This is a genomic window from Nocardia citri, from assembly GCF_054065835.1.
The window spans coordinates 1-20,535 of sequence record NZ_JBSUQM010000045.1 but is presented as its reverse complement, the minus strand read 5'-3'; the positions used below and the strand labels follow the sequence as shown (position 1 = coordinate 20,535).

Here is a 20,535-nt window from a genome sequence, read left to right as displayed (position 1 = left end):
CGTCCCAGGGGCCTTTTGCCGTGCGGCCTGTGCTCAGTGCGCGTGACCGTGGTGGCTGTGATCGTGCTCCTCTGCGGCGGGCTTGTCGACCACGGCGCTCTCGGTGGTGAGGATCATCCTGGCCACCGACGCCGCGTTCACGACCGCGGAGCGGGTCACCTTCACCGGGTCCACGACACCGTCGGTGAGCAGATCACCATAGGCGAGGGTGGCGGCATTGAAGCCCTCCTTGCCATCGGCGACCTTGCTGACCACGACGGAACCGTCCACGCCCGCATTGGTGGCGATCCAGTACAGCGGCGCCTGCAGTGCGGTACGCACCGCCTCGACGCCGATGGCCTCGTCGCCGGAGAGCGAATCGCGCAGTTCGACGAGCTTGGCGGCGGCGTGCACCAAGGCGGTGCCACCACCGGGCACGATGCCCTCGTCGACGGCAGCCTTGGCCGCGTTCACCGCGTCCTCGACCCGGTACTTGCGTTCCTTGAGCGCGGTCTCGGTGGCCGCGCCGACCTTGATCACCGCGACACCACCGGCCAGCTTGGCCAGGCGCTCTTCGAGCTTCTCCCGATCCCAATCGGAATCGGTGGCCTCGATCTCGCGCCGCAGCTGCGCGCCGCGGGTCGCGATGTCCTCGGCGGTACCGGCACCGTCGATGATCGTGGTGTCGTCCTTGGTGACAACCACGCGACGCGCCTTGCCGAGCACCTCGATGCCCGCCTCGCGCAGCGCGATGCCCAGATCCGGGTTGACCACCGTACCCGCGGTGACGACGGCGAGGTCGTCGAGGAATGCCTTGCGCCGGTCACCGAAGAACGGAGCCTTCACCGCAACGGCCTTGAGGGTCTTGCGGATCGAGTTGACCACCAGGGTGGACAGCGCCTCGCCCTCGACGTCCTCGGCGATGATCAGCACCGGCTTGCCGGATTCGGCGATCTTCTCCAGCAGCGGGAGCAGATCGGGCAGCGAGCTGATCTTTTCCCGGTTCAGCAGGATGTAGGCATCCTCGAGGACGGCCTGCTGGCTGTCGGCATCGGTGACGAAGTAGGGCGAGAGGTAGCCCTTGTCGAACTGGACGCCCTCGGTGACGACGAGTTCGGTCTGCAGCGTCGAGGACTCCTCGACGGTGACGACGCCATCCTTGCCGACGGTGGTCAGCGCCTTGCCGACCATCTCGCCGATCTCCTCGTCGCGCGAGGAGACGGTGGCGACCTGCGCGATGGCCTGTTCGCCGGAGACCGGGGTAGCCTGCGCCAGCAACGCCTCGGAGACCGCGTCGGCGGCCTTGGCGATGCCCGAACCGACCACGATCGGATTCGCGCCGGCGGCAACGTTTTTCAGGCCCGCGCGCACCAGCGCCTGGGCCAGCACGGTGGCGGTCGTCGTGCCGTCACCCGCGACATCGTTGGTCTTGGTCGCGACGCTCTTGACCAGCTGCGCGCCGAGGTTCTCGAACGGATCCTCGAGGTCGATATCGCGCGCGATGGTGACACCGTCGTTGGTCACCGTCGGGCCGCCGAAGGCCTTCGCGAGCACGACGTGGCGACCACGCGGCCCGAGGGTGACCTTCACCGCATCGGCGAGCTTGTCGACGCCGCGCTCGAGAGCACGACGAGCTTTCTCGTCGAACTCGATCTGCTTTGCCATGTGTTTGTCAGCTCCTGTGTGTTCTCGGCCGAACGCACTCCGCCCCGGGTCGCGAAAGACACCGGGGCGGAACGCATGTGCCTATCGGCTACTTGGTGACGACGGCCAGAATGTCGCGCGCCGACAGGATGAGGTACTCCTCGCCCTGGTACTTGATCTCGGTGCCGCCGTACTTGCTGTAGATGACGACGTCGCCTTCCTTGACGTCGACCGGGATGCGGTCACCCTTGTCGGTGACGCGTCCGTCGCCGACGGCGACGACGGTGCCCTCCTGCGGCTTCTCCTTCGCCGTGTCGGGGATGACCAGGCCGGAGGCCGTCGTCGTCTCGGCCTCGTTGGCCTGGACGAGGATCTTGTCCTCGAGCGGCTTGATGTTCACGCTCGCCACGTTGAGCCCTCCACTTTCAGGGGATTTACGGTCGTCCGGAACTGTTGTCCCGGACCATCGGTATCGGTGTTGTATCGAGCGACCCGCAAGCAGGCGGTCACTCGAACTCGACCCTGCGCATCAGCCCCGTCGTCGCGGGTGCCGGGACCCTGCTCAGTAGTCGAACTGGCACACGCACATCACACAGTGCCGACTAGCACTCTATACATGAGAGTGCCAGCGCTCAAGGTTGGACTGTGCCAAAACCGTTGGTCCGGGCATCCGGTGTCGTTTTCCGACACGCGTGCGACGCGCCACGCCCGGATACCTGCGGGGCTTCCCAATACTTCGGCAAATCTGTAACGTTCGGATAACGGATTGTGACAGTATTGACGGCGGTCGTGCTCCGCTCGCCGTACTCGTCCCGAAACGGCGCCGAGGGGGAGCACCGAGCGTCACGAAACACCCAGCGCTACAGCGCAATACCCGCTCCGCAAGAGCAAGATCAGCGTCAGTACCGAGCTCGAACCAGCGTCACGAACACCAGCGTTTCTCCACAAGAAGCTTCACCAGAGGGCAAGACCACACGTGATCCATGGCCGTCCCAGCGACCCATCCGGACAACGGGTCGGCCCGCTCCCGCGTCCGGATCGCTCGCTATCCACGCGAGCGATCCGGCTGTCCATTCGAAATGGTCGGCAACACCATGACCATCCGCTCGAAGGGAGGTGAGATGCGAACATCCCTCGGCATATCGGCCGGTAACGAGGTCGTGTGCTCGGCACTGGTCGCTACCGCGTCCAATGGCGCGCAGAGTTTCGACTATCGAGTGGTTTCCGCGGACGCGGCCCACTCCGATCTCGGCGATCTCGTCGCGTCCTCGATCGAGCTGATGACAACCCAACTTCCGACCACGCAGCTCTCCTATGACGTGGCCTTTCCGGCGCATCCGGTCGGCGCGCGCTTCACCGGTGCGAAATCGATCGGTGTCGATTCCGCCGGTCGCCCACCCACCAGCGTGGCGGTCGCCTACCGCAGTAAAGAGCAGGCGCAGGTGATCCGGTCGGCCACCGGCAAGCAGCGCGATCTGCGGCTGGTGCCGGAAGGCACTGCGGCACTGACGTATTTGCGGCACACCGGACTCGTGGACCGCTACGACACGGTCGCCATCGTCGATCTCGGCGCGACCGGTCTCAGCGTCACCGTCGCCGATCAGGCCGATTCCACCATCCTGCGCACCGAGCGCACCGCGGCGGTGAGCGGCAACGCGATCGATGAGCTGATCTACCACCACCTCGTCGATCTGCATTACGCGCGACGTGGCACCCGACCCAATCGCGGCATGCTGACCAACCGCGGCCGCGCCGCCAAGGAACACCTGTCGATCGCGCCCGCCGTGACCATCGACCACGTCGCCGGGCAACCGCTCAAGCTGACCAGGGCCGACTTCGAGGAACTCATCTCGGATCTGCTGCGCGAGACCGCCGTCTTCGCCGCTGCTGTCTTCGCGCGAGCGCCCAGGGTTCCGCAGGCCGTCATCGTGATCGGCGGTGGAGCCAATATTCCGGCTGTCCTGTCCATCCTCGAACACGAGTTGGACATCCCAGTGCACACCATCGACGACCCGGAGGCGGTGATCGCGAAAGGTGCCGCGCTGGTGGCGGATTCAGTGCAGCCATCGGTATTCCCAGTGGTCGGTGCCGCCGATGCGCCGGTCGGTACCTTCACAAAGGTCGTCGGTACGCTCGCGGGTGCGATTGTGGTGGTCGGGCTGGTCATCGGCTACGGGGTGAAGACCTTCGCACCGACCGGTGACGACGAGGTCTCCCCCGCGGGCACCACCAGCAGTGCACAACTACCCACGACGCCGGTGACGGTGGCGCCGCCGACCGCTGCGGGCACGTCGACCACCGGCCCGAACCGGGAGAGTACCAACCGGCCCACCGGCGCCAATATCCCCTCGCTCACGCCGGACCGCGGCCAACCATCCACTTCAGCCGCCGCGTCGCCCACCGGGGCCATCCCGTCCGCCCCGACGCTGCGCCCGGATCCGAACCTGCCGCCGATCCCGTTCCCGGAGTTGCTCGGGCCGCTATTCGGAAATCCGAATGCGCCAGGGGCCGGGTCGTCGGGGGCGGACCGCGATCCGGCTTCATCGACGCCTCCGCCGACCACGCCGTCGCAAGTGGAGCCGACGCAGGCGCCTGCGCAATCGCGGATTCCACTCCCGCTCAGGAGGTATTCAGGGTCGAGTGCGGGACAGACGGACCTGCTGGTGGGGCCGCACGACTGACGGGATCGAGGTCTTGTCCGAGGTGAACGGCGGGACCAGCGCGAGTTAGCCGACTTGGCTGACGGAGACCGGCAGGCCGGGATCGGTGGCGACGGTGAGGGGGGATGGGGTCGCGCCGCCGGCGATTACGTGAGCACCGAGGGCGGCGATCATTACACCGTTGTCGGTGCACAGACGCGGTTTGGGGACGCGCAGGCGTAATCCGGCGGCGGCGCAGCGGTCTTCGGCCATCGAGCGGATTCGGGAGTTGGCGGTGGCGCCGCCGCCGAGGACCAGGGTGTCGACGCCGACGTCCTGGGCGGCGCGCACTGCCTTCATCGTGAGCACATCGGCGACCGACTCCTGGAACGATGCCGCGATATCCGGGATCGGCAGCTCATCGGCGGTGAAGCCGTTGCGCTGGGCCGCTTCGACATAGCGGGCGACGGCGGTTTTGAGGCCGGAGAAGGAGAAGTCGTGGCGGGGGTCACGCGGTCCGGTCATGCCACGCGGGAAGGCGATAGCCTTCGGATCGCCGTGTGCCGCAGCGGCATCCAGCGCGGGTCCGCCCGGGAAGCCCAAGCCCAGTAGCCGGGCGACCTTGTCGAAGGCTTCGCCCGCCGCGTCGTCGACGGTGCTGCCGAGTTCGACAATCGGCTCGGACAGATCGGTGACGTGCAGTAGATGGGTGTGCCCGCCGGAGACAAGCAGCGCGACGCACGGCGGCATCGGGCCGTGTTCGAGGGTGTCCACCGCGACGTGTCCGCCGAGATGGTTCAGGGCGTAGAACGGCACATCCCACGCCGCCGCATAGGCTTTCGCGGCCGCGACGCCGACCAGCAGGGCACCGGCCAGACCGGGGCCGATGGTCACCGCGAGCGCGTCGGGCTTGCCGATACCTGCGGCGGCGAGCGCCCGGCGCATCGCGGGCACGATGGCTTCGAGGTGTGCGCGCGAGGCGATCTCCGGGACCACACCGCCGAAGCGGGCGTGCTGTTCGACGCTGGAGGCGACCTCGTCGGCGAGTAGTTCGCAGCTGCCGTCGGGATGTCGGCGCACAATGCCGACTCCCGTCTCGTCACAGGAGCTTTCGATGCCCATAACGATCACGACAGCACCTCGTTCGGTTGTGCCGTTTCGGCCGGCTGCGGGCCCCATGCCGGGTTCGCGGCGGTCAATTCCGGTCGGCGCATGGTGTAGGCGTCGGCGCCGCTGGGATGGTAGTAGTTCTTGCGCAGGCCGATGATGTGGAAGCCGTGCTTGGCGTAGAGCGCGATGGCGGGGGCGTTATCGGTGCGCACCTCGAGGAAGACCGGACCGCCGCGCTTACCGGCCTCGGCGAGCAGCGCCTCCAGCAGAATCGTGCCAACACCGCCGCGATGGCAACCGGGATCGACGCCGATGGTGTGCACCTCGGCCTCGGGATGTTCGGCGTCACCGAGCAGCGCGATACCCGCGTAGCCGACCATGCGCCCGGCCTCGTCGCGCGCGACGATGTAGCGGTTGTGCGGCCCGGCCAGCTCCGAGCGGAAGGACACCGCCTGCCACGGATCGTCCTCCGGGAACAACAACTGCTCGAGTTCGACACAGCGCTCGATATCGGCAACGTCCATGGGCTCGATGCGCGGCATGGGTCCGCGCGGCTGCACGGCCGTCACGCTCCCGTCCGATCGAGCGTGCGGTAGCTGCGTTCGACCGCGTCCGGTCTGCGCAAGTACAGCGGGATCAACGGTTCCGGCACGGCGCGCGCGAGCAGCTCCGCAGCCGCGACCCGGACCAGACCGGCTGGCGACGGAGTCTCGGCCGGAAGCACCGGCAAGTCGAACAGATCGACGTGCGACGCGGATCCGGCGATCATGGTGGCCTGCACGGGATCCAGGTCACCGGGCCTGCTCACCTCGGGGCCCGCGATGCGATATCCGTCACGGTAGCGGGCCCAGTACACCTCACGGCGGCGCGCGTCGGTGACCACGAGCAGTTCGCTCTCGGCGGTGATGTCTGGCAGCACCGAGGGTTCCAGGCCCGCGTCGGCGGCGATCGCGTCGAGGCTGCACACGCCGTAGACCGGGATGCCGAGCGCATCACCGAAGGCGGCCGCGGTCGCCATGCCGACCCGCAGTCCGGTGAACGGACCCGGACCGATACCGACCACGACGGCTTCGATATCGGCCCTGGAACGATCTGCCTCCGAGAGGCATTCGAGGATTTGCGGGGTCAGCACCTCGGCGTGGGCGCGGGCGTCGACCCGAACGCGAGCGGCGACGGTGCGCACCCTCGCCGGGGCGACGGTGCCGGGGGCGGCCTGCTCCAGATCCACCAATCCCGCTGTAACGGCGGGTGTCGCGGTGTCGACGGCTAGTACAAGCATGATTGACCCAACGATACCGGGTGGTACCTGCGCGCGGTGCAGAGCTACTCGGTAGTTACGGCACCTGGACGAACCGCTGGCTGCGCGACCTAACCGATCCATTCCCAGATCGCGGTTCGGACTTCGGAATTCGGTTCGCGCGAGAGCAACACATACAGGTGCCGCTCGGCGAGGTGTTCCACGACACCCTTGCCCCACTCCACCACTACGACCGCCTGATGCAGATCGGTGTCGAGATCCAGGGCGTCCAGTTCATCCAGATCGCCGGCGAGTCGGTAGGCATCCACGTGCACCAGCGGTACCGGCGCGGCACCCTTGCGCTGTCCGGCACGGTGCTGGCGGGCGATGATGAAGGTCGGCGAGCTGACCCGGCCCTGCACGCCGAGACCTTCGGCGATACCGCGGGTCAGTGCGGTCTTGCCCGCGCCGAGCGGTCCGTCGAGCACCACCAGATCACCCGCGCCCAGTCCGGCCGCGAGTTCGCGACCGAAGGCCTCGGTGTCGGCGACCGTGGGCAGAATCCGTTGCTGCCGTTCAGCCACCGGCGACCTCCGCGATTGATGGGATTTCCTCGATGACTCCCGCGCGCACGAGCAGCCGGTCGAGTGCGGCGTTGACGAGATCCGGGAACTGTATGTGCGCCATATGCGCGGCGTCATCGAGCCGGACGAGTTCGCTATCGGGTAATTCGCGCGCCAGCGCCCGCGAGTTGCGGAACGGAATGACGACATCGTGCGCGCCGCCGAGCACCAGCACCGGCAGCCCCGAGAGCGTCGGCAGGGCGGCCGATTCGTCGTGCAATTCGATAGCCTTCAGGAATTTCACGATCGTTTCGACGGGCGTGCGGTCGATCATGAGCGTGGTGAAGCGCGACAGGGTGGGGCTCACCGGTCCGTGAAACGAGCTGACGTGCAGTATGGGCGTGATCACATGCCGGACGGTGTCGCGCCCGGCCTGCACCAACGCGGGCGCGGCGTGCACAGCCAAGCGGAAACCATCGACCGCCGGGTTGCGCAGCAGCTGTGCGATGCCCGCCGAGGTGACCTCGGCCGCCGCGGTCGAAAGCAGACCGACCCCGATCACCCGCGCGGCGAACAGCTCCGGGAACTGCGCGGCCGCCGCCAGCACCGCCATACCGCCGAGCGAATGACCGACCAGGACCACGGGACCGGTCGGGACGGTCGCCCGGATGACGGCGGCCAAATCGCGGCCGAGTTGGGCGACAGTGCAGCTGTCGCTGCTCGGCACTCCGGAGCGGCCGTGGCCGCGCAGATCGAAGAAGACCAGCCGAGCGGTTGTGCCCCAACGTTTTTCCAGATCGCGGCGCTGGAAGTGGTAGGACTCCATGGTGTTGCAGAAGCCGTGCACGAAGATTACGGTGACCGGGGCATCGGGTCGGCCGCATTCCCGGGTGGCAAGGCGCACACCGTCTTCGGTGAGCACCGCACCGGAGCGGTCCTCGTCGAACAGATGGAAGTTCTCGTCGCGGTATTCGTCGGCGCGGGCGGGCCAGAGCACGCGGGTACCGATGCGGCGCAAGGCGTGGGCACCGGCAAGCGCACCGACCACACCAAAGGTGGCGAGACCGCCGCGGACGACCGTTCTCATCGAATACCCCCTATGTGGCGCCGCAGCACTCGGCCGTGTGGGGCGCATACGATCTCGTAGTGGATGGTGCCGAGCAGATCGGCCCAGTCCTGGGCACGCGGTTGGTCCGCGCCGAACAGGATCGCGGTGTCGCCCTCGGTGACGCCTGCGGCGTTGTCGCCGAGATCGACGATGAATTGGTCCATGCAGACGCGACCGACGTTGGGGCGCAGCCCCCCGCCGAGCCACACCGCGAAACGGTTGCTCATCGGACGGAACACGCCGTCGGCGTATCCGGCGGGAATCAGGGCGACAGTGGTGTCGTGCGGCGCGATCCACCGGTGGCCGTACGAGATGCCCGCACCGGCGGCGACCTGCTTGACCAGGGCAACGCGCGCTTGGAAGGTCATCGCGGGGCGCAGGCCGAACTCGCCGAGTTCGGGTATCGGGGTCAGGCCGTACACCGCGATACCGGGCCGAACCATATCGAAGGCCAGATCCGGGCGGGTGAGCGTCGCGGCCGAGTTCGCGAGGTGGACCAGTTCCGGTTCGAGGCCGTGCTCCTTGGCGGCGGCAACCGCCTCGACGAATCGCTCGCGCTGGACGTCGAGGAAGGGATGTTGCGGCTCGTCGGCATGTGCGAGGTGGGAGAAGATCGCGCGAAACCGCACCACGCGTTCGTCCACCAGCGTGCGCAGGGTCGCGAGCACCTCCGGATACTCGAGCGAGGCGATGCCGTTGCGGTTGAGGCCGGTGTCGACCTTGAGCGAGACGATGGCGGTCCGGCCGGTGGCGCGCGTCGCGGCCTCGACCGCGCGCAGGTGCTCCAAGGAGGAGACACCGATTTCGATATCGTGCTCGATCGCGGCGCCGAAGTCGGCATCGGAATTATTGAGCCAGCACAGGATCGGGGCGGTAATTCCGGCGATCCGCAATCGCACAGCCTCGGCGACCGTGGTGACCCCGAGTTCGGCCGCACCGGCCGCCAGCGCGGCCCGCCCGACCTCGACGGCGCCGTGGTTGTAGCCGTCGGCCTTGACCACCGCCATCACCGCCGCATCCCCCGCATATGCACGCAGGATCCGCACGTTGTGGGCGATGGCATCCAGATCGATAACCGTCTCCACTTGCGCCTCCACGCTTAGTGATCCTGCCATTCGGCGTCCGGCTCGCGCGAGGGCGCCTGTTTATGCGGCGGCGAGGGCGCGCAGGACCCGGATCGCGGGCCGCAGGTGAGCGAGGAGCGGAGTTGCCGAGGTGGGGGCGGCGCGGGAGTGGTTTTCGTGGGCGGCGAGGTTGGCGGCGAGGGCGTGGACGCGGGCGGCGGCGGCAGCGGACCAGGCGGGGTCGTGCCCCGCGGCGAGGAGGGCGCCGATGATGCCGGAGAGGACGTCGCCCGCCCCGGCGGTGGCGGCCCAGGAACCACCCGCTTCGTTGACGAGTACGCGGCGATCCGGGCTGGCGACGAGGGTGGCGCGGCCTTTGAGCAGGACGGTGAGTCGCCAGGATTCGGCGAGGTCGCGGACGGCGGCTACCCGATCCTGGCCGACCTCGTGCCCGGTCAGGCGGGCGAACTCACCTGCGTGCGGGGTCAATACCGTGGGAGCGGTGCGGCCGCGGACCAGGTCGGGATCGGCGGCGAGCAAGGTGAGGCCATCCGCGTCGATGACGACGGGAAGGTCGGTGGCGAGGATTTCGGCGAGTCGTTTGCGGGCGTCGATGTCGGTGCCCGCGCCGGGGCCGAATACCCAGGACTGCACTCGGCCGGTGGACGAGATGGTCTGAGCGGCAATGACTTCGGGGAAGTGATCGAGGACATCGGCCGCGCCGCTTCCGGTATAGCGGACCATACCGGAGGTGGCCGCGACGGCGGCACCGGTGCACAGCACGGCGGCGCCGGGATAGGTCGCGCTGCCCGCGCAAATGCCGGTGACACCCTGCGTGTATTTGTCGTCGGCGGGTCCCGGGATCGGCCATCGCGCACCGATCCCAGCTGGCTCCAGTGCCGCGAGCTTCGGTTCGGGTAGCCGTAAACCGATGGGCACCAATTCGATTCGGCCGCAGTAGGGGGCAGCGAGGGCATGCACCGGCTTAAGGGCGCCGAATGCGACCGTGACCTGGGCGCGGACAGCGGGGCCGGTCACCGCGCCGGTATCCGGGTCCACACCGCTCGGCAGGTCGGCGGCGATGATCGGAATATGCAGAGCCGCAACGATTTCCGCCGCCACCGGGCGCAGCGGACCATGGCCGGAGATGCCGACGATGCCATCGATCACCAGATCAGCTGCGCCCAAGCGTGTTTCGTTCCGCATTGCTGCTTCGTGGCTCGATCCGGCATCGTCCGACGCCGCTGAGCTCGCGGCGCCAAGACGCGATACTTCCGTCGCGGTTCGAATCCGACCACCTGCCTTGCGCAGTGCGGCAAGGCCTTTCGCGTGGGCGCGTTCCGGATCGAGTAGCACCGCGGTCACGGCGACGCCGCGTCGGCGCAGCATTGCTCCGGCCCAGAGTACGTCACCGCCGTTATCGCCGGAGCCGACGAGCAGTAACACCGACCTACCAGCGATGCCGCCGGTCCGCGCACGCAACTCACTCGCGACCACCGTTGCCAATCCGTAGGCCGCGCGATGCATCGGCATGCCCTCGGGGACACGGGTGAACAGCTCGGCCTCGGCCGCGCGCACTTCATCGGCGGTGAAATAGCCCCGCTGGCTGGACATGAACGCTCGCCTCCACTGCGTCGATCGGACACTGCGGTTCCGCTCGTCGGGATACGCCGAAGCGGCAACGCTGGCGCCGCGCGGGCCCGCACGGTCAGCAGACTACGCTTGACCGTCATGCCGATGGTGCGCCGCGCGATGTCCACCCGGATCGCAACCGGATTCGTCCTGGCTGCGACGCTATCGCTGGCAGGGTGCGGCTCCGGCGATACGCACTCGACCGCCGCATCGACCACAGCGACGGCCGGTCAGGTGCCAACCGCCAAGTCCGGCGATTCGAAACCCGCCGCCGTCACCGTCGACGTCACGGATATGAAATTCTCCCCCGCCGATGTCACCATCAAGGTCGGCGAGACCGTGACCTGGAAGTTCAAGGACTCTGTGCCACACACCGTCCAAGGCATCGGCGATAAGGCCATGGGCATCAACAGCCCGATCTTCGACAAGGGCCAATGGAGCTACACCTTTTTCGCCCCCGGCACCTACCGCTACCTCTGCTCCCTGCATCCCGAAATGCGCGGCACCGTCACCGTCGAGTAGCCGGACCCGATCGGCCCTCCGCGTCGAGATCACGGCCCCGGCGACCACATCGGCATCACCTTCGAGGCGGGTGACCAGGCAGGTCGTCGCGCTCTGGCTGAGCACCACGGCTTCGGCGACATGGTTCATGCGCAGACACCGGCTATCCATCCGGGATCTGCGCCATCCTGCGGCCCCACCGATCCGGTGGGGCCGGTGCTGACGACCCGGCGCAGCCATCTCGCAGATCCTCGATTACTTCAGCGTCCGAGCATGGCCGGTCGCGATCATCCGCGCTGAATCGCCACCGCTCCCGGCATGCCGCTGAGAAACGGCACACCACCGCGTTACGTTTTGGCTCCGCTCGACGAGCGAACGAGACCGCGCGCTATTCGACGGTGACGGACTTCGCCAGGTTACGCGGCTTGTCGATGTCGTACCCGCGCGCCTGAGCGACCTCAGCGGCGAAGATCTGCAGCGGAACCGTCGACAGCAACGGCTGGAAAAGCGTTGGCGCCGAGGGGATTTCGATGAGATCGTCGGCGAACGGGCGCACCGTATCGTCCCCCTCCTCGGCGATCACGATGGTGCGGGCGCCACGGGCCTGGATCTCGCGGATATTGCTGAGCAGCTTCGAATGCAGTACCGCGCGTCCCTTGGGTGAGGGCATGACGACGATCACCGGCAGCCCCTGCTCGATCAGCGCGATCGGACCGTGCTTGAGCTCACCCGCCGCGAATCCCTCGGCGTGCATGTACGCGAGTTCCTTGAGTTTGAGCGCACCTTCCAGCGCCACCGGGTAGCCGACGTGGCGGCCGAGGAACAGCACGGTCGGCACGTGCGCAAGTTCCCTGGCAATCGCGCGCACCTGCGGCGCGGTCTCCAGCACCTGCTGCACCAGCTGCGGCATCGCCTCGAGTTCGGCGAACTCACGCGCCACCTCATCCGGATACTTGGTGCCGCGGGCCTGCGCCAAGGCCAACCCGACCAAGTAGTTCGCCGCCACCTGCGCCAGGAACGCCTTGGTGGACGCGACACCGATCTCCGGTCCGGTCCTGGTGTAGAGCACGGCATCGGACTCGCGCGGAATCTGTGCGCCATTGGTATTGCAGATGGCGAGCACGCGCGCCTTCTGTTCCTTCGCGTGCCGCACCGCCTCGAGCGTGTCGGCGGTCTCACCCGACTGTGAAATCGCCACCACCAGCGTCGACCGGTCCAGAACCGGGTCGCGGTAGCGGAATTCGCTGGCCAGCTCCACCTCGACGGGCAACCGGGTCCAGTGCTCGATCGCATACTTGGCCAACAGTCCGGCGTGATAGGAGCTGCCGCAGGCGACGACGAACACTTTGTCGAAGTCGCGCAATTCCTGATCGGCGAGGCGCTGCTCGTCCAGCACAATCCGGCCACCGGCCTCGTCGTGGGTGAAGTGGCCGATCAGCGTGTCGGCGACACCGGCCGGCTGCTCCTCGATCTCCTTCAACATGAAGAAGTCGTGGCCGCCCTTCTCGGCGGCGGCCAGATCCCAGTCGATAGTGAACGGGCGGGTCCGCGCAAGTGCGTCGCCGCCCGCGAAATCGGTGACGATGTAACTATCGGCGGTGATCACCACGGCTTGGTCCTGGCCGAGTTCGACGGCCTCGCGGGTGTGCTCGATGAATGCGGTGACATCGGAGGCGATGAACATCTCGCCCTTGCCGACTCCAACGACCAGCGGTGTCGAGCGACGCGCGGCGACAATGACGTCCGGGTGGTCGGCATGGGCGAAGACCAGTGTGAACGCACCCTCCAGCCGGCGCAACACGGCGAGCGCGCTCGCCGCGAAATCACCCGCCGTCGGGCCTTCGGTGTATGCGCGCGCAACCAGGTGCACGGCGACCTCGGTGTCGGTATCACTGCTCAGCTCGATACCGGCGTCTTCGAGCTCCCGTCGTAGCGGGGCGAAGTTTTCGATGATGCCGTTGTGCACGACAGCCACCTTGTTGGTGGTGTCGCGGTGTGGGTGGGCGTTGCGGTCGGTCGGCGCGCCGTGAGTCGCCCAGCGGGTGTGCCCCATGCCAGTGGTGCCGGCGAAGTGGTCGGTCCCGATTTCGGTGAGTTCGGCCTCGAGATTGGCCAGTTTGCCCGCCTTGCGTTCCACCGCCAACACGCCCGCGCCATCCAGGATCGCGACGCCCGCGGAGTCGTACCCTCGATATTCCATGCGGCGCAAAGCGTCAACGACAACGCCGAGGGCATCCCGGTACCCGACGTACCCCACGATTCCGCACATGGCTCACCAGAGTACTTATCGGATAACGTTCACGTCGTGTCGGCGTCTGTGAAATCACTTCTGAGTACCCTGACCAGCCGGGGGCCCCACCGCGTACTGCGCGGCAATCTCGCCATCGCCGGTCAGCCCGGCGTGGTGTTCACCCCGGAGTCCGGACTGAACCTACCCGCGGTCGCCTTCGGCCACGGCTGGCTGACCAGCGCCGCCAACTATCGCGCCACCCTCGAACACCTGGCGTCCTGGGGTTTTGTCGCCGCGGCCCCGGATACTGAGCGCGGGCCGATTCCGTCACATCTCGGGCTGGCCACCGATCTGCTCACCACCCTGGATATCTGCACCGGCGTCCGGTTGGGTGACGGCGCGATCAGCGTGCATCCGGACCGGCTGGCGCTGGCCGGACACGGCATGGGCGCGGGCGCCGCAGTAATCGCCGCCGGACAACGTCGCGTTGCCGCGGTCGCCGCCCTCTACCCGGCGCCCACCGCACCCTCCGCCGAGACCATCGCGCCCTATATCGATACGCCCGCGTTGGTTTTGGCGGGGGCCACCGATATCGAATCGGTCAGCTCGAACGCGATCCCGCTGGCCGCCGCTTGGGCCGGACCGGTGGTGTTGCGGGAGGTCGACGGGGCCTCACACAACGGCATTGTCGAGGGGCGCCGGGCGCTCGCAGCACTGGGTGCCGGAAAGCATGACGCCAAGACCACGCGGACCACACGGGCCATCTTGACCGGCTATCTGCTACACGAACTATTGCGCGACAAGACATATGCGGCATTCTCCGATCCGGAGGCGCTCATCCCGCACACCACGCTGGTCGATCCGCAAGCGCCGCCCGAACAGGACAAGCCGAAGCTCTCGGTCCTGCAAATCGCGCAACTATTGCGCAAATAGCACGCTGGCGCGTTTGGTCAGGGGCGTAGTCCATCGAGCGCGAGTTCGACGAACCGCCGCCGATCGCCGAACCCGTCGCGGCTGATCCTGGCCACCGCGCCGACGCGCATATAGGGAGGTCGGCGACGGTCGCGACGCCGCCCTCCTGCACACCGAGCTCCGTAAACAACTCACCACCCCCGCACCACGTCCAAGGCACGACATGGCCAATGACGGCCGCTACACCGAACTCCGCGACCCCGCATAACAATCCGCCCCACTCCACCACCTGGATCGACCAAGTAACCCAACGCTTCCGCGAAGCGGAAGAACACCGCTGGTAGCCGCCGGTTGTGCACCCAAACCTATTGCGGCATTACGTCTTCGGGTAAACCACAAACTCCCCTCCCGGCCCTCAGATCAACCAACTCTTGCGACGGTAATACTCCGACTCCTCATCACCCTCGTCATCGATCGGCATCACAACATTCTGCGCCTTACGAGCCGCGATCGACCGCGCAATCGCCTCCCGCTGCTCGCGAGCCTCCGCCGCCACGCGCTCTTGCTCCGCCCGCGCCTCGACCTCGAGCCGTTCCTTCTCCTCCGCCGCGGCCTTTGCCTTTGCTATTTCTTCGGCATGGTCCTCCCAGAACTCGCGCATTTCGATGGCGGACTGTTCGGCAAGTTCGCGGTCCTTGTCCGTAGTCCGCTTGTTGATCTCTTCGAACTCGTCCAACAGCATCGTCGAACGTCGGCGTATCTCGTCGACGATGTTCTCCATATCGTCCGAGTAGTTCACGATGACACCCCTCCTCGACGATTGCTGATCAGGTTGACACCTGAGTACCAGCTCACAGTGGGCCCGCCTCGGCCAGTTCGGCGCCACTGTCGCCAAGCTCCTCCGGTTGCGGATTCCCGTTCGGCATCGGCTGCGGAGTGTGCTCGCCATCCTCTTCCCGTTTACCGGTGGGAGTTCCTGGAATGGCGCCCAGGCTGCCCGCCGAATCCTCCTCGGTCGAAGGAGTCCCCGCAGCCGACTTCTCGGGAACGCCTTCCTTCGTCGGCTTGTCGCCGGATGTGGCGCCGTCCTCCGTCGACTCGTCTGTCGAGATGATCGGGATCCCTTTCTCATCCAGCTTTACGCCGTATTCGTGCGCCTTACCGTCCGCATCGGTCACCACAAGTTTCGGCTGCCCATCCGCACCTATCTCGACTTTGACGTGCTTACCACCCAGATCGAACTCGGCAGCGGTCTTGTCCTCATCGCCGTCCGGCTTGCCGTCGCCATCCTTGTCCTCGGCTTGCTTCGTCTCGAAAGTTTTTGTCAGCTGCTCGATCGCATTGTCGACGCTGTCCTTGATCGAGGTGCCGATCGAGGTGAGTCCTGAACTGACAGATTCGCCGAGCGAGGTCAACTGTGACGCAGCCGAGGTCAGGGAGGACAGCCCAGATAGCAGGCTGCTTGTGGTCGTGTTCGTCGAAGTCGGGTTCGTTGTCGTACCTGGAGCACTAGGCGTGCCCGGGGTCCCAGGCGTACCGGGAGAGCCCGGCGTGCCAGGCGTACCAGTAGTGCCAGGCGTACCGGGAGAGCCCGGCGTACCAGGCGTACCAGGCGTACCAGGCGTACCGGGCGTGCCAGGGGTGCCCTGCGTACCGGGAGTGCCAGGGGTTCCCGGCGTACCGGGAGTGCTCGGCGTCGCGGTCGGCACGCCTGCCGGGCGGTCGTATCGGGCGTCCGAGACCTTGTCCAGATCCCGGATTATCTGGTCGTATACCTGTTTGACGCCGCGATCAGCCGAGTCGCACGCATCGGTGAAGATCTTGATCTTCGCTGCATAGTCCGGTTTGAAGACATTCTCGAGCCAATGCTTACAGCGATCCTGAATCCGATGGTTGTAATCAGATCCCGGCATGACATAACCGTCCTGCCTTATTTCCCAAGCGTCAACCCCTCCGGTCAGATCCGGAAAGATTCGCCACAGCTTGCTGAGCAGGCTGTACTCGGTCGCATTACTCCAGGCAATACTCTTACCGGAGATTATGCTGTCGATATCCTCAGGAGTTTTTTCGGCGATCTTGATACCCTCACCATTCTCGAGGATATAGCGGACTGCCTCGGCCTTCAGCTTGGTCGCCGCACGCAGCCCACCGAAGGAGTCTGCAATGGACTTTCTAGCGTTCTCCGCCGCTTTCCAATTGGTATCCGCTTGACTGATTTGCTTGTTCAGCATGTCAAGCGCCGCGTTGGCCGCCTGCCCCGTCCAGAGCGAAGGAAGAGTCCGCGCATACCCGCGCTGCACGTCCAACTGAGCGCCAGCTTCCTGGAGAACAGTCTGCAGCTTCGAAGAGGTGCCCTGCAGTTTATCCTCGTTCAGCCCATTTTGCTCATAAAGGCGTTTGTGTAGCTGGGCATATGACGGAGACCCGCCGGGCAGATCGCCGAACGCCCGTCGATACCGCGGCTCGAAATATTCGAAGTACAACAAACCTCGCGAACCAATGTCCAGATATTCCCTAACGGTCGCATTCGCAGGGACGCTGAACGCCATCGTATATACCCCCTCGGTCGGCCTCGTGCATGTCCGAACTATAGCTATTTCTTGTCATTGCCGAGCTTTGCTATGTCGTGCGAGTTTTCGTCGTCGGTATTCGAGTACTTCACGACCGAAGCCCCCACCACATCGGATGTCGCCAACGTTGCCTCCGACCAGTTTCCCAGCCAGGTGTAGATCTTCTCCAGTCCGTCCTGGATCTTCTTTCCGCGGTCGTGGTAGTTTTCACCGGCATCGGCAGGTCCGAACAAATTATCGGCCACATCCTTGGCGCGATTTCGCACGGCTTGTCCCGAACCCCCGAGGTCATTCGCGAATCGCCCGAGTTCCCCTGTCTTCACACCGAGCATGCTCGAATCACTCACCGTCCACTCCCCTCCTTCTCCGAGTCGCCGACCAATCGACCTCAGCTCGAAACACTGACGCGGCCATACTTCCTCCGACGCACGCGACTCGCATTCGGTTCCATCTGTACCGTGTCCCAGGTCGTATCAGCAGAAATCTACTGGGTGGGTCTATCGGCTACAACCGACCTCGGCCCAGCGACGGGGGTCTCACACCGTATCGATCGGATCCGCAGGTTCCACTGATCCGCACGTCTGTCGCGCGGATCAGTTCAGCCTGCGGCCGACGGTACCCACGGAGGGTCTGAGATGTGGGGGCCGTTGTCGGACAGTTCAATTGGGGTCCACAGTGTCGTCGAGACATAGACCGACGACAGGTCCCGGCCAGGTCGAGTACGCGGATCGCGGCACTGGGAACGCGGCGATCCCAGTGCGGCAAGCAGTTCGTCGTGCGGACCGGATCAGCGGCTAGTTGCCGATCTTGCCCTTATCGGTCCGCACCCACTCCGACGACCCATCGGGATGCCGGTAGAACTCCCATGCGGAGTAGTCGCCGTCCTTCTCCACCACGGTCACCTGGTCGGCGATGCCGTCGTGGTCCCAGTCGGTCCACACCTGCATGGCCTCGGGGCCGGTGGTGGTGACGGTGTCGAGGGTGCCGTCGCCGTCGATGTCCTGGGTGGGGTGGTGCAGTTCGACTTCGCCGAGGCCGTCCAAGGAGGAGGATGCGTCGATGCCGGGTAGATCCATGCCCGGGAATTCACCTGAGGTGATCATGACTCCTCCTGGTCGGGACTCGCGTCGGTGACACGGCGGTCGATCGGTGGCTATCGATCCATAGTGTCATCCGCGAGTCCCGGGCGCAGCGCCTGCCCTATTTGTTGGGGACAATCACTTATTCGGAATGATGAGCCACAACACCAGATACACGATGAACTGCGGGCCGGGGAGCAGGCAGGACAGAACGAACAGCAGGCGAACGACGTTGGCGTTCCAACCGAAATATTCGGCGATGCCACCGCAGACACCAGCGATCCACTTATCACTGCTGGATCGGGTCAGGCGTCGGGTGGGGGCGGGGGCGGTCATGGAGTTCCCTCTCTGGTGATATTCGCTACGACATCAACTCTGCCGAGGAAAACCGCGCCGGACATCGATCACATGACCTATCCCAACCCTGATTTCCGCAGGTCGGAACTCAGGGTGCGACCCCGAGTCCACGTTGACCCGGCCCGATGCGGACGCGTCGGCCGAGCACGGCAGACTCGTGCGAGTGAGCACCACTCTGCACGCTCGCGGACTGTCCGCGGGCCACGGCGAACGAACCCTGTTCGACGACCTGGACTTCACCCTGGCCGCGGGTGATGTGATCGGCCTGGTCGGCATGAACGGCGCGGGCAAGTCGACGCTGCTGCGTATGCTCGCGAACCGATCCACGCCTACCGGCAGCATCACCTTGTCACCGCCCGACGCCACTGTCGGATACCTGACACAGGAGCCCGAGCGGGTCCCCGGGGAGACGGTGCACGAATTCCTCGGCCGCCGTACGGGTGTCGCCGAGGCCCTGCGGATCATGGATGCCGCGGCACAGCGTTTGGCCGACGGCGGCGAGGACGAATATTCGCCGGCCCTCGAGCGCTGGCTCGCACTCGGCGGCGCCGATCTGGACCAGCGGGCCCAGGAGGTCGCGGCGGATCTCGGTCTCGCGGAAAGCCTTCCGAACGGCCTCGATACCCCGATGATCGGACTCTCCGGCGGCCAGGCGGCACGGGCGGGACTCGCATCGGTGTTGTTGTCCCGCTTCGACATTCTGCTGCTCGACGAGCCGACCAATGACCTGGATCTCGACGGCCTAGCCCGGCTCGAACAGTTCGTGACCGGCGTTCGGGTTCCGCTGATGGTGATCAGTCATGATCGAGAGTTCCTGGCGCGCACAGTAAATCGCATCATCGAGCTCGATCTCGCACAACAACGGGTGGGGATCTACGACGGCGGCTACGAGTCGTACCTGATGGAGCGAGAGATCACGCGCCAGCATGCCCGCGAGGCCTATGCGGAGTACGCCGATACCAAGGCCGGGCTCGAAGCCCGCGCCCAGATGCAGCGCAACTGGCTCGAACACGGCGTTCGCAATGCCCGGCGAAAGGCGCGCGACCCCAAGAAGGTCGACTCCGATAAAGCGGGTCGCAAAATGCGCGCGGAATCCACCGAGAAGCAGGCCGCCAAAGCCCGCCAGACCCAGCGGCGCATCGAACGCCTGGAGGTCGTCGACGAGCCGCGCAAGGAGTGGGAGCTGCGCATGAGTATCGCCGCCGCCCCGCGCAGCGGCTCGGTGGTCGCCACCTTGTCCAATGCCACGGTCACCCGAGGAGAATTCGACCTCGGCCCGATCACGACCCAGGTGGACTGGGCCGACCGCATCGTGCTGACCGGCGCCAATGGTTCCGGAAAGTCGACGCTGCTCGCGCTGCTGCTCGAAAAGATTCAGCCGGACAATGGAACTGCGGCACTCGGCTCCGGCGTCGAAATCGGCGAGGTCGACCAGGCGCGTGGCCTGTTCCGCGGAAGTGCCGCCCTCGCGAACACTTTCAGTGCCGAAATGCCCGACTGGTCCGACGCCGACGTCCGCACTCTCCTGGCCAAATTCGGCGTGCGCGGCCCACATGTCCTGCGTCCCTGCGAAACCCTGTCCCCTGGCGAACGCACCCGCGCCGCTCTCGCCCTCCTACAAGCCCGCGGCGTAAACCTGCTCGTGCTCGACGAGCCGACCAACCACCTCGACCTACCCGCGATCGAACAACTCGAGCAGGCCATCGAATCCTTCGAAGGCACAATGCTTCTGGTAACCCACGACCGCCGCATGCTGGACTCGATCACCGCAACCCGCCGCTGGCACCTGAACAGCGGCCACCTCACCGAAAGCTGAGTCCGCCTCGTAGATTCATCACCCCAAGCCAGCTTCCTCGACCGACAAACAACGAAGGCCGATCGGGCTCACCGGATTCGCCATCGCAACTCTG

19 protein-coding genes are annotated in these 20,535 nt (G+C 66.1%); 4 read left to right on the top strand and 15 right to left on the bottom strand.

Features of this window, described 5'->3' with window-relative positions:
• Positions 1-33: 33 nt before the first annotated feature.
• Together groL and groES are read right to left on the bottom strand one after the other, a co-directional pair.
• Positions 34-1,644: a chaperonin GroEL gene (gene groL / locus ACW2Q0_RS30585; protein WP_457194399.1), complete on the bottom strand. Its 1,611-nt coding sequence runs from the start codon at positions 1,642-1,644 to the stop codon at positions 34-36.
• Positions 1,645-1,732: 88 nt separating this feature from the next.
• The gene (gene groES / locus ACW2Q0_RS30580; RefSeq protein ID WP_457194398.1) at positions 1,733-2,032 is read right to left on the bottom strand and encodes a co-chaperone GroES; all 300 of its coding nucleotides are present in this window, start codon (positions 2,030-2,032) and stop codon (positions 1,733-1,735) included.
• Between the two features lie 712 nt (positions 2,033-2,744).
• Between groES and ACW2Q0_RS30575 the strand changes: the two genes are divergently transcribed.
• The gene (locus ACW2Q0_RS30575; protein WP_457194397.1) at positions 2,745-4,304 is read left to right on the top strand and encodes an Hsp70 family protein; all 1,560 of its coding nucleotides are present in this window, start codon (positions 2,745-2,747) and stop codon (positions 4,302-4,304) included.
• A 45-nt stretch (positions 4,305-4,349) separates the two neighbouring features.
• Here the strand turns inward: ACW2Q0_RS30575 and tsaD are convergent, their stop codons facing one another.
• The 7 genes from tsaD to ACW2Q0_RS30540 all read right to left on the bottom strand — a co-directional run bounded on the left by tsaD (position 4,350) and on the right by ACW2Q0_RS30540 (position 10,958).
• Positions 4,350-5,393 (bottom strand): tRNA (adenosine(37)-N6)-threonylcarbamoyltransferase complex transferase subunit TsaD, encoded by a 1,044-nt coding sequence (gene tsaD / locus ACW2Q0_RS30570; RefSeq protein ID WP_457194396.1) that lies wholly within the window; start codon positions 5,391-5,393, stop codon positions 4,350-4,352.
• Entirely contained in the window at positions 5,390-5,914 is a 525-nt protein-coding gene (rimI, locus tag ACW2Q0_RS30565; protein WP_457194401.1) for a ribosomal protein S18-alanine N-acetyltransferase, read from the bottom strand. Before rimI ends, tsaD begins: the two co-directional genes overlap by 4 nt.
• Before the next feature lie 23 nt (positions 5,915-5,937).
• Positions 5,938-6,651, bottom strand: a complete 714-nt coding sequence (tsaB, locus tag ACW2Q0_RS30560) for a tRNA (adenosine(37)-N6)-threonylcarbamoyltransferase complex dimerization subunit type 1 TsaB (RefSeq protein WP_457194395.1) — start codon at positions 6,649-6,651, stop codon at positions 5,938-5,940.
• Between the two features lie 89 nt (positions 6,652-6,740).
• Positions 6,741-7,193, bottom strand: coding sequence for a tRNA (adenosine(37)-N6)-threonylcarbamoyltransferase complex ATPase subunit type 1 TsaE (tsaE, locus tag ACW2Q0_RS30555; protein WP_457194394.1), 453 nt, complete (start codon positions 7,191-7,193; stop codon positions 6,741-6,743).
• Entirely contained in the window at positions 7,186-8,259 is a 1,074-nt protein-coding gene (locus ACW2Q0_RS30550; protein WP_457194393.1) for an alpha/beta fold hydrolase, read from the bottom strand. Before ACW2Q0_RS30550 ends, tsaE begins: the two co-directional genes overlap by 8 nt.
• Entirely contained in the window at positions 8,256-9,395 is a 1,140-nt protein-coding gene (gene alr / locus ACW2Q0_RS30545; protein WP_457194392.1) for an alanine racemase, read from the bottom strand. The genes ACW2Q0_RS30550 and alr overlap by 4 nt, the downstream gene beginning before the upstream one ends.
• A 30-nt stretch (positions 9,396-9,425) precedes the next feature.
• Entirely contained in the window at positions 9,426-10,958 is a 1,533-nt protein-coding gene (locus tag ACW2Q0_RS30540; RefSeq protein ID WP_457194391.1) for an NAD(P)H-hydrate dehydratase, read from the bottom strand.
• 117 nt (positions 10,959-11,075) lie between these two features.
• On the opposite strand from ACW2Q0_RS30540, the gene ACW2Q0_RS30535 reads away from it, so the two are divergent.
• Positions 11,076-11,498 (top strand): cupredoxin domain-containing protein, encoded by a 423-nt coding sequence (locus ACW2Q0_RS30535; protein ID WP_457194400.1) that lies wholly within the window; start codon positions 11,076-11,078, stop codon positions 11,496-11,498.
• 367 nt (positions 11,499-11,865) lie between these two features.
• On the opposite strand, the gene glmS is transcribed toward ACW2Q0_RS30535, so the two are convergent.
• Entirely contained in the window at positions 11,866-13,746 is a 1,881-nt protein-coding gene (glmS, locus tag ACW2Q0_RS30530; RefSeq protein WP_457194390.1) for a glutamine--fructose-6-phosphate transaminase (isomerizing), read from the bottom strand.
• Positions 13,747-13,782: 36 nt separating this feature from the next.
• On the opposite strand from glmS, the gene ACW2Q0_RS30525 reads away from it, so the two are divergent.
• Positions 13,783-14,640, top strand: a complete 858-nt coding sequence (locus ACW2Q0_RS30525) for a dienelactone hydrolase family protein (protein ID WP_457194389.1) — start codon at positions 13,783-13,785, stop codon at positions 14,638-14,640.
• A 394-nt stretch (positions 14,641-15,034) separates the two neighbouring features.
• On the opposite strand, the gene ACW2Q0_RS30520 is transcribed toward ACW2Q0_RS30525, so the two are convergent.
• The 5 genes from ACW2Q0_RS30520 to ACW2Q0_RS30500 all read right to left on the bottom strand — a co-directional run bounded on the left by ACW2Q0_RS30520 (position 15,035) and on the right by ACW2Q0_RS30500 (position 18,604).
• Positions 15,035-15,418: a hypothetical protein gene (locus ACW2Q0_RS30520; RefSeq protein ID WP_457194388.1), complete on the bottom strand. Its 384-nt coding sequence runs from the start codon at positions 15,416-15,418 to the stop codon at positions 15,035-15,037.
• A gap of 52 nt (positions 15,419-15,470) precedes the next feature.
• Positions 15,471-17,168 (bottom strand): hypothetical protein, encoded by a 1,698-nt coding sequence (locus ACW2Q0_RS30515; RefSeq protein WP_457194387.1) that lies wholly within the window; start codon positions 17,166-17,168, stop codon positions 15,471-15,473.
• A gap of 44 nt (positions 17,169-17,212) precedes the next feature.
• The gene (locus tag ACW2Q0_RS30510; RefSeq protein ID WP_457194386.1) at positions 17,213-17,536 is read right to left on the bottom strand and encodes a hypothetical protein; all 324 of its coding nucleotides are present in this window, start codon (positions 17,534-17,536) and stop codon (positions 17,213-17,215) included.
• 447 nt (positions 17,537-17,983) lie between these two features.
• Entirely contained in the window at positions 17,984-18,292 is a 309-nt protein-coding gene (locus tag ACW2Q0_RS30505; protein WP_457194385.1) for a DUF6802 family protein, read from the bottom strand.
• Between the two features lie 114 nt (positions 18,293-18,406).
• Positions 18,407-18,604 (bottom strand): PspC domain-containing protein, encoded by a 198-nt coding sequence (locus tag ACW2Q0_RS30500; protein ID WP_457194384.1) that lies wholly within the window; start codon positions 18,602-18,604, stop codon positions 18,407-18,409.
• Between the two features lie 184 nt (positions 18,605-18,788).
• Between ACW2Q0_RS30500 and ACW2Q0_RS30495 the strand changes: the two genes are divergently transcribed.
• Positions 18,789-20,441 carry an ABC-F family ATP-binding cassette domain-containing protein gene (locus tag ACW2Q0_RS30495; protein ID WP_457194383.1) on the top strand — a complete coding sequence of 551 codons (1,653 nt, stop codon included), beginning with the start codon at positions 18,789-18,791 and terminating at the stop codon, positions 20,439-20,441.
• The last annotated feature ends 94 nt before the right edge of the window (positions 20,442-20,535 follow it).